The organism is Hydrogenophaga palleronii NBRC 102513 (genome assembly GCF_001571225.1).
GTDB classification, from domain to species: Bacteria; Pseudomonadota; Gammaproteobacteria; order Burkholderiales; family Burkholderiaceae_C; genus Hydrogenophaga; species Hydrogenophaga palleronii.
The window spans coordinates 1-2,278 of record NZ_BCTJ01000087.1 but is presented as its reverse complement, the minus strand read 5'-3'; the positions used below and the strand labels follow the sequence as shown (position 1 = coordinate 2,278).

At 65.5% G+C, this 2,278-nt stretch carries 1 protein-coding gene; it reads right to left on the bottom strand.

The window, feature by feature from the left end; genetic code table 11:
• On the bottom strand, positions 1 to 2,278 hold a 2,278-nt coding region (locus tag HPA01S_RS22340; RefSeq protein WP_174525317.1), incomplete at both ends, for a beta strand repeat-containing protein.

The window sequence follows — 2,278 nt, the reverse complement described above, 5'->3', positions numbered from 1 at the left end:
AGCGGGCGCCGAGTGCGATGCTGCTGCCCGTTACACCAGAGAGCGCGCCGATGGTGCGGTCGCCGGTTGCGCTGCTGATGTCGAAGCGCGCTGCGCCCGTCAAGGCCACGGCACCTTGCGCGTGCAAGCTGCCAGCACCGTCCAACACCAGCCTGCCGGCGTTGATGGTGGTTCCGCCGGTGTAGGTGCTGGTGCCCGACAGTGTGAGGGTGTCCGAACCCCGCTTCTGCAGCGAGATGCCGCCTGTGCCGTCTTCGATGGTGCCGGCAAAGAGGGAGTCGGCCCTGCTGCGCCAGCCCACATCCACCACCGCCGCCGCCGCTTGAGGGAGGCCCGAGTTCGTGATGAGGCCGTCTCCGCGCAGATGGGAGGCTTCGACCGTGGACCCATTGAGGTCTGCCCTGGCACCTGCGTGAACGTTCAACCATCCAGCGCTACTGCTCAGTGTCTGTGAGAGTCCATTGAAACCACCATATCGCAGGGTGCCGTGTTCGACATGCACGTCCATGGGTACGGAAAAATATTCCGTCGCCAGTTGAACCGTGCCGGCATGGCCCGCCGAGCCGATGCGCAGGGTCCCCGGGCGCAAGAATGCAACCGACACCGCAAAGGTCTGCTCGTCGGCGGCGGAAATCCGGCCGTCCGTGAAGCGCAGCCGGCCAGAGCCCAAGGAGCTCGAGACGGTGCTGAGCAGCTCGGCGCCGTTGTTGAGTGAAACCCTACTCGTGCCCAGCGCCGCCATGTTGCCGATGGCGAGTGTGCCGGCGTTGACGGTGGTGTCGCCGCTGTAGGTGTTGGCGGCGGTGAACGTGGTGGTACCGGAGCCTTGTTTGACGACGCCACCGGTACCGCCGATGACGCCATCAAAGCTCTGGTTCGTGTCGTCGCCGAAGGTCAGGGTGTGGGCGCCGAGTGTGACGGTGCTGCCCGCCGCGCCAGAGAGTGCGCCGATGGTGCGGTTGCCGTCTGCGCCGCTGATGTCGAAGCCCGCTGTGCTGCTCGTCAAGGCCACGGCGCCCGTGCCCGCCAAGCTGCCAGCACCGCTCAACGCCAGCGTGCCTGCGTCGATGCGGGTGCCACCGGTGTAGGTGTTGGAGCCTGACAGCGTGAGGGTGTGCGAGCCCGACTTCTGCAGCCGGATGCCGCCTGTGCCGTCTTCGATGGTGCCTGCAAAGATGGAGTTGGCCGTGCTGTCCCAGCCCACACTCACCAGGCCCCGGCGAGAGGCCTGGTTCGTGAAGAGGCCGGCTCCACGCAGATGGGATGCCTCGAACATGCTCCCATTCAGGTCTGCCGTGGCACCTGCCTGAATGGTCAACGACCCACCGGACCTGCCCAGCCTTCCCCCGTTAGCGTCAAATTGCAAGGTGCCGTGGTCGACAAACACGTCAACGGGAGAGGCCACGGCGAGGAGGCCTGTGCTCAGTCGAACCGTTCCCGTGTTGCCCGACGAGCCGATGTGCAGGGTTCCTGCGGGGCCGGCGCTCAAGTTGCCCGACACTGTAAAGATCTGGTTTGAGGCGGCGGAAATCCGGCCGCTTGTGACGATCAGCCCGTGGGAGTGGGTCAACGTGCTGGTGCCGAGCAGTTCGGCGCCGTCGTTGAGCGTGACTGTGCCGGTGCCGAGTGCCTGCGTGTTGTCGATGGCGAGTGTGCCGGCGTTGATGGTGGTGCCACCGGTGTAGGTGTTGCTGCCCGTGAGGCTGGTGGTGCCGCCCCCTCGGTAGACGAGGCCACCGCTGCCGCGGATGACCCCCGCAAAGGTTTGGTTCGTGCCGTCGCCGAAGGTCAGGCTGCGGGCGCCGAGATCGATGGTGCTGCCCGTCACACCAGAGAGTGCGCCGATGGTCTGGTGGACGTCTGAGCCGCTGAGGTCGAGGCGCGCGGCGCTCTCCAGGTTCAGGGCGCCCGTGCCCGCCAAGCTGCCCGACCCGCTCAACGCCAGCGTGCCGGCGTTGATGCGGGTGCCACCGCTGTAGGTGTTGACACCCGTAAACGTTGTGGTGTTATTTCCCCGAACAACGACACTGCCCTGCCCGCTGATCACATGGCTGTAGTTGAGCGCGGCGTTGGTGGTGTCGAACTCCACCACACCGCCAGCTTCGTTGGAGATGTTGCCACTGAGGCTGCCGGTATTGACCAGCCTTCCGTTATTGGCGATGTTTCCCGTCAGTGTGCCGTTGTTGTTCAGCGTGCCGCCGACGTAGTTGTTCAGCGTGCCGGCGTTGTTCAGCGTGCCGTTGTTGTTCAGCGTGCCGCCGCCGTTGTTGTTCAGCGT